A 6092-nucleotide genomic window follows, 5' to 3' on the forward strand; every position below is an offset into this window, starting at 1 on the left:
CACCAGGCCAGTATCGACGCTGTCCCGAGTCGATGAGATGGTCATGGTCACGATATCGGTGCCCCAGTCTCGCCCTGTAGTGATGAACTCTGAATCGAACTGTCTCACCTAACCCTGTCACACAGGGACACCGAGCGGCGCGTCTCCGACTCCGGCACCCGTCCCCGCCGGATAGTTGACCCGTGCCGACGCCGGCCCTGCCCGTCCCGCCACCTGGCCCCACGCCACCGACTCACTCGTCGGGCGTGCCGGCCACCGTCGTCGTCCAGCTCCCGCGGAGCACACTCGACCAGCTCACGCAGACACACGACTGGCTGTACACGAACGTCGCGACCCTTGTAGTCGGTCTCGTGACGGTGCTGGTCGCGATCGCGGCGGCGTCGATGGCGTACAAGGGAATCGTCGAACAGATCAGCTCCAGTCAGACGGACGTGACAAGGCAGATCGCGGCGAACCAGGACAGCGTCACGCAGCAGATCGCCGCCGAGAATCGCCGCCGCGAGCACGAGGTCCGGGTACCCCTCATCGACGAGGTCAACGACCTGGCCTACGACGTACGCACAGCCAGCTCCTCGCTGGCAGACCGCGGCGAGCTTGGCACCCGCGTGATGAAGCTCGAAGTGAAACTCCGCCTCTACGAGCTACGCGACCAGTCCGCAGCGTTGCTCAAGCTCTGGAGCGTGGTCAAGGCGAACGCCCCCGACACCGAGGTTGAAGCGGCCTACCGGGACCTGCTGTTCACGATCAAGACTGCGATCCCCGGCTTGGAAGGCACGAATCCCGACCAGCTGTAGCGGCCTGCGATCAGACGCAGCGCACGATCCGCGCCTGCCCAGCCGCCCGCTGCCCCACCACCCCTCCCCACCGAGGGGGCACAGCCGCGGGTTCGGCCGGGGGGTGGCGTGCGCACTCGTGTCCCACCACTTTCGGCGGGCTAGCGGCAATGCCGCGCACTGCGTGTAGGTGCTCCGGTCCGGCCGCTCCGGGTCATCGAGCCACAGCGGCGGGTTGTCGCAGCGGCCGTCGTCGGTGTCCGGTAGTGGTCGCGTGGACAGTCGCACGTGGGCGTGGACTCGGGCATGGACTGGAGCATGGCATGTGAGTCCGACAACGAGCGATCGGTTTTGTCGCCCTTCAGCGAGTGGCCGTAGCGGAAGCGGTCACCCCCGGTCCGGACTGGACATGAAAAAACGCCTCCATGTGAGAACATGAAGACGTTTTCTCTGTCTTTGACCCTGGGGGCCGCTTCATGTTCGAAGGTACGCCGCGTGTTGCGTTCACGCAACACACATCGTCCGCCCGAGCCCGGCACAGTCGCCTCCTCGACCGCCTCAGCGGTGAACGGATCGCACCGTATTCGCGCATCGCCACCGGTCATAGCCGCAACACACTCGCCCTGTACCACTGGAACATGCAGCTGGCCGCCGGCTACCTGGAGTTGCTGTCCGTCGCGGAGGTCGTGCTGCGGAACGCCCTGAACGAGCAGCTCCGGGACTGGTGTCGAGACCGCAGCGGCACCGACGTCTGGCTCACCAGCGATGATCCCCTGCCGTTCCCTCTCGACAAGCTGTTCACCTCGGTGCGGGAGGGAGCCATGGCACGCGCCACGGACGCGAAGACGGTGCGGGATACGACGCCGACCCACGACCGCTGTGGAGTACCCCTCACCGAGGGGGACGTCCTCTCACAGGTCACCTTCGGACAGTGGCACAACCTGTTCCCGTACACCCAGGGGCAGGCGACCGACCCGACGACGAACAGTTACCGCGCTCAGATGTGGAGCGAGGCGCTGCGTGACGTGTTTCCGGCAGGGGTGAACCCCGACGACGTTCGCTGGCTGCTGTACCGGCTGACGTACTTCCGCAACCGCGTCGCGCACCACGAGTGCATCATCTCGGCACCGTTGCCTCCGAACCGCCGGCACCCGCTTCGGTCGCGGTTGCGCGACATCTTCACACTGCTGCGCTGGCTGGACCCCGACGTTCACGAGTGGACTACTGGTTCCAACCGGGTCACCGCGCTGCTCGCGGCGGGGGCGTCCGTCCGGTAACGCCGGTCACCCCGCCGTCCCGGACTCGACTGCAGCTCGGTGCCGGAGCTACGCCGCGGTCGTGTTCCTCGCGATGATCCGCGCGACCGTGGTCGGCTGGCACCGCCCGCCGCCGCTGGTCGGGTGCCCCTCCTCGGTGAGCGCCGCCGCGATGGACCGCAGGCTCGCGCCGTGGGTGTGCAGGTCGAGGATCCGGTCGAGCGCGGCCTGCTGATCGGCGACCGGCACCAGGGCGCCGTGCAGGTTGTCCGCCGCGCGCTCCTTCGGCGGAACACTGGCGAAGCCGTACGGCTCCCGGCCCGCCGCCCAGCCGCCCTTCGCCTTCTTCGCGCGCCGACCGTCACGGAGCCGCTTCGCGATCATGCTGCGCTCCAGGTCCGCGAACACACCGACCATCAACCGCAGCACCCGCCGCATCGGATCGTCCGGGTCGTCGGGCTGCACCGGACCGCTGCTCGTGAGCACCACGGCGTCGGCCGTCTGCCACACCGCGGCGAGCACGGCCTCCTGCACGGTGATCTCACGGGCGAGACGGTCGAGGTCGCGGACGACGATCCCCTGCGCCTTCCCGTCGCGGATCATCTCCAGCGCGTCGGTGAGACCGGGACGGTCGGCGGCCGGCTTCGCGCCGCTGATCCCCTCGTCGGAGCACCACGCGACGACCCGGTGCCCGCCCGCCGTCGCCGCGGCACGCACCGCCGCCCGCTGCGAGTCCAGGCCGAACCCGTGCTCCGCCTGCTCGATGGTCGACACCCGCAGATAGCCGACAACCTTCACCGACAACTCCTCCACACCCCGAAAACGCTCTGACCTGCGATGCTACCGAACTTGGAGGATAAGCCACGGCCCGGCGGGTGATATGCCGGTAATCCGGGCGGCGTCGTCACCCTCCCCGTGCTACTGCCTGCGCCGCCCCGCTGACCTCCGACAGCCGCCACGCCAGATACCGGACCAGCTGCGCGTCACCCGTGCCCGCCACCGTGTCCACCAGCGCGGCGACCGGCGCCAGCACCAACTCGATCTCGTTCTCCGTCATGGACCCGGAGGATCCGCGGCGACCGCTGGATCGCCCGCCCCCGGCGCGTCCACACGTAGGAGACGCACCGTCACGCCTCCCTGTACCGCGCCACCGCACGTACCTGCCACCCGTCCGGCCCAACCACCACCGCACGCCCCGCCGTCGTCCGCCCGCTGAGCCTGACCACGCCGCCGCCACCCCGCGCCCACGCCCGGAGCATGCCCGTGAGCAGGCGCGCCGCAGCCGCCGGCCAGCCCTCCACGGAGTGCACGGTCTGGGTGTCCCGCAGCCGGTCCACCACGACGATGCGGGGGCAACCTCGGCGGGGTCGACGAGATCGCAGCGGTCGGAGTAGAGGACGCGGTCGGCTTCGAGCAGCAGATCCGACACCGCCATGCCGGTCATGCAGCGGCTCACCGGGTCCTGCGCGGCCTCCTCGACGACCGCGAGGAGCCAGGCGCCGATCGCGTCGAGCTGGAGCTGCAGGTCGACGTCGCGGGAGTCCATGCCGACAGGATCGCAGCCGGGTCCGACACCTGTCGTACCCCGGGCATAGCGTGCGGGGCATGGACGCTGATGATCCCACCGGCGAGCTCGTGCTGACACTCACCGGCCACGTCTCCGGCCTAGTCCAGGGCCCGTTCACCCGCGACCACTGGATCGATCACATCGACGGCGACTTCCTGGAGTGGGCCATCGGATTCCGCGAGGACGTCCTGGGCGAGTTCCGATGGTCCGGCGATGTCAACTGCGGCGTCCTCCGGGTGCTGGGCCCCGAAGGGACCGAACTCGCGCACTACTCCTGGGAGACCGCGCCGCTGCCGACCGGCTACGTCCGGGTGCCGGAGACGGGCGACCTCGATGCCAAGCTGGTGGACCTTCTCGGCGGGGAGCGGTGATGTTCCGCGAGCACGAGGTGGGTGCAGCTGGTGCGTGACCTGCCCCAGGAGGGGCTCACCGCGGGCACACACGGCACGATCGTGCACGTGCACGTTCCCACCGTTTTTGAGGTCGAGTTCTTCGACACGGACGGCTCCACGATCGCAGTCGAGACGGTGACGGCGGCAGACATCCGACCCCGCGCGGGATGGGACGGGGTGAGCGAGCTCGACGAGCCCGATCCGATGCCCGAGGAGCAGGCGCGGATCGCGACGCTCATGGAGGGCAGCACCGCGCGGACCGGCGACCAGATCGACCCCCGACGTCTTCTACGCGCCGCGCGAGGACTGATCCCCCGCCGACGCGGCGATCCTCCCGGCGCAGGAAAACGCGTGGAAACCTGTCGTAGCCCCCCGCGCACACTCTGACCATGCCCGAGGAACTCTCCGACGCCGAAGCCGCCCGGTACCACGCCGTCCACGCGGCCGGCACCGACTGGAGCGCCGCGATCCGCAGCGGCAGCGACGACGAACGCGACGCGGCCGGCGCCGCGTTCGAGCAGGCGCTGACGCAGCTGCGCCCCGATGAGACCCTGAACAAGCTGCACGTGCCCAACGACGCCGACGAGTGGCGCGACGGGCTCGTCCGCCTGATGTGCCGCATCCCCGACGGGTGGGGGCGGTGGATCAGCTGCAGCAAGGGTTGGTATCCGCTGCTCGTCCAGCTCGACGCGGACCTCGCCGCGATCGACCCCGGCTACGAACTGCACCAGTGCAAGGAAAAGTACGGGACGCTGCGGTTCTACTTCGACACCGACACCGACGTCGACGCCGCGCGGACGCGGATGAACGCGCTCGTCGACGCCGCGGAAGATCGCAGCGCGCGGACCTGCGATCGGTGCGGCGAGCCGGGTGCGATGCACGTGCGCAACGGCAGCGGCTGGATGCGCACACTGTGCGCCGCGCGCGCAGCCGTCGACGACTACGAGCCCGTGGGCGAAACGGTGACCGAGCTGATCCCGGGACGCCGCGGCGCCTGGGAGCTCACCACCTCGGACGGCGACGCGTACCTGGACCTCAACCACGGCCAGCTGGAGCACGGCGGCGAGCCGCACCGACCGATCGAGGTGCTCGACTGGCCGGCGGTCGGCGACCGGGCGCGGGTGCGGCTGCCGGACGGCGGCGAGTGGACCAGCGGCACAATCACGAGAATCGAGCGGATCCGATGAACGTGGGAGAACTGCGCGCCCTGCTCGATCGCCTGCCCGACGACGCCGTCGTGCTCACGTCCGGCTACGAGGCCGGTTACGCCCCGGCGTCGGGATTCGCCGCCGAGGTGCAGCAGTTGGACCGCGGGTTCGCCGACTGGCTGGGGCCGTACGAGCTGGTCACCGACGCGCGGCGGCTGGTGACGCAGGACCGCGCGCCCGAGGGCGTGCCGCTGCTCGTCGGGGATCCGGTCCAGGCGCTGCTCATCTACCGGCGAGGGCGCTGACCGCCAACCGACGCCGGGCACCCTGACGGCGGGTAGTCCGGTCGCGACGTGTCGTAGGTCCCGCACATACTGCACACCATGCTCATCGCGCTGAACTCGGTTCCTCGGCAACGCCGGCGACCACGCCGTGCGTCCACCTGACGAGAGGAACACCATGCCCGACCAGGATTTGCGGCACATCGTTGCCGCCGTCCCCGACGCCAGCGGCTACGCCACCCGTGTGGTGATCGCGCCCGACCTGCAAGTCCGCCGCTGGGCCGCAGCACGTCGGCGGCTTGCTCGCCCGGCTGGCGCAGCTGCCGCCCGGCACGCCGGTCCGCATCGGGTTGTTCGACTTCCACCCCGTCTTCATCCGGCACGTGGAGCTTCAGCGGGTCGACGGCGAGTTCACGGTGGTGCTGGTGCCGGACGAGCCGGAGGTCATCTGATGACCGCCGAGATGGAACGCACCCCGATCACCGATGTCGCCGGCTGGTTGGAGGCGAGCGGCGAACGCCCCGCCCTGCGCGCACTGGGCGAACTGCTGCTCGGTGTCACCGCGGCGTCGGGCACCGAGACCCCGGACTGCTTCACTACCCGGCGCCTCGGCGTGCCCACGATCGGCCACCTGATCGTCGAGGAACGTCCGCTCGATGCCGTCGCCCGCGTCAC

General features: G+C 69.9%; 10 protein-coding genes and 1 pseudogene. 8 read left to right on the top strand and 3 right to left on the bottom strand.

Translation table 11 applies throughout. From position 1 onward, the window contains the following. Positions 1-350 precede the first annotated feature (350 nt). Together ABD908_RS26360 and ABD908_RS26365 are read left to right on the top strand one after the other, a co-directional pair. The gene (locus tag ABD908_RS26360) at positions 351-794 is read left to right on the top strand and encodes a hypothetical protein (RefSeq protein WP_345001708.1); all 444 of its coding nucleotides are present in this window, start codon (positions 351-353) and stop codon (positions 792-794) included. A 617-nt stretch (positions 795-1411) separates the two neighbouring features. Further along, positions 1412-2050, top strand: a complete 639-nt coding sequence (locus ABD908_RS26365) for an Abi family protein (RefSeq protein WP_345001710.1) — start codon at positions 1412-1414, stop codon at positions 2048-2050. Positions 2051-2098: 48 nt separating this feature from the next. On the opposite strand, the gene ABD908_RS26370 is transcribed toward ABD908_RS26365, so the two are convergent. From ABD908_RS26370 to ABD908_RS26380, 3 genes are all read right to left on the bottom strand, one after another. Further along, positions 2099-2827, bottom strand: a complete 729-nt coding sequence (locus ABD908_RS26370; protein WP_345001711.1) for a recombinase family protein — start codon at positions 2825-2827, stop codon at positions 2099-2101. A 106-nt stretch (positions 2828-2933) separates the two neighbouring features. Then, the gene (locus tag ABD908_RS26375) at positions 2934-3086 is read right to left on the bottom strand and encodes a hypothetical protein (protein WP_345001713.1); all 153 of its coding nucleotides are present in this window, start codon (positions 3084-3086) and stop codon (positions 2934-2936) included. A 70-nt stretch (positions 3087-3156) separates the two neighbouring features. Further along, positions 3157-3369: a hypothetical protein gene (locus tag ABD908_RS26380; RefSeq protein ID WP_345001715.1), complete on the bottom strand. Its 213-nt coding sequence runs from the start codon at positions 3367-3369 to the stop codon at positions 3157-3159. Positions 3370-3634: 265 nt separating this feature from the next. On the opposite strand from ABD908_RS26380, the gene ABD908_RS26385 reads away from it, so the two are divergent. The 6 genes and pseudogenes from ABD908_RS26385 to ABD908_RS26410 all read left to right on the top strand — a co-directional run. Further along, positions 3635-3967 (top strand): hypothetical protein, encoded by a 333-nt coding sequence (locus ABD908_RS26385; protein ID WP_345001717.1) that lies wholly within the window; start codon positions 3635-3637, stop codon positions 3965-3967. Positions 3968-3997: 30 nt separating this feature from the next. Next, on the top strand, positions 3998-4375 hold the full coding sequence (locus tag ABD908_RS26390; protein ID WP_345001719.1) for a DUF4926 domain-containing protein: 378 nt from the start codon (positions 3998-4000) through the stop codon (positions 4373-4375). A gap of 2 nt (positions 4376-4377) precedes the next feature. After that, positions 4378-5175 (top strand): hypothetical protein, encoded by a 798-nt coding sequence (locus ABD908_RS26395; RefSeq protein WP_345001721.1) that lies wholly within the window; start codon positions 4378-4380, stop codon positions 5173-5175. Beyond that, on the top strand, positions 5172-5441 hold the full coding sequence (locus ABD908_RS26400; protein WP_345001724.1) for a hypothetical protein: 270 nt from the start codon (positions 5172-5174) through the stop codon (positions 5439-5441). Before ABD908_RS26395 ends, ABD908_RS26400 begins: the two co-directional genes overlap by 4 nt. A gap of 275 nt (positions 5442-5716) precedes the next feature. Then, entirely contained in the window at positions 5717-5869 is a 153-nt protein-coding gene (locus tag ABD908_RS26405) for a hypothetical protein (protein WP_345001726.1), read from the top strand. After that, a pseudogene (locus tag ABD908_RS26410) lies at positions 5869-6092 on the top strand (AAA family ATPase); the annotation flags it as partial. The gene ABD908_RS26405 and the pseudogene ABD908_RS26410, both read left to right, overlap by 1 nt.

The sequence above is a fragment of the Tsukamurella soli genome, assembly GCF_039541155.1.
Classification (GTDB): domain Bacteria; phylum Actinomycetota; class Actinomycetes; order Mycobacteriales; family Mycobacteriaceae; genus Tsukamurella; species Tsukamurella soli.

What these genes read in the sequence shown, in the direction of transcription:
- ABD908_RS26365 (WP_345001710.1), top strand. Translation starts at nt 1,412, where the DNA reads ATGCAGCTGGCCGCCGGCTACCTGGAGTTGCTGTCCGTCGCGGAGGTC.
- ABD908_RS26400 (WP_345001724.1), top strand. Translation starts at nt 5,172, where the DNA reads ATGAACGTGGGAGAACTGCGCGCCCTGCTCGATCGCCTGCCCGACGAC.
- ABD908_RS26385 (WP_345001717.1), top strand. Translation starts at nt 3,635, where the DNA reads ATGGACGCTGATGATCCCACCGGCGAGCTCGTGCTGACACTCACCGGC.
- ABD908_RS26375 (WP_345001713.1), bottom strand. Translation starts at nt 3,086, where the DNA reads ATGACGGAGAACGAGATCGAGTTGGTGCTGGCGCCGGTCGCCGCGCTG.
- ABD908_RS26395 (WP_345001721.1), top strand. Translation starts at nt 4,378, where the DNA reads ATGCCCGAGGAACTCTCCGACGCCGAAGCCGCCCGGTACCACGCCGTC.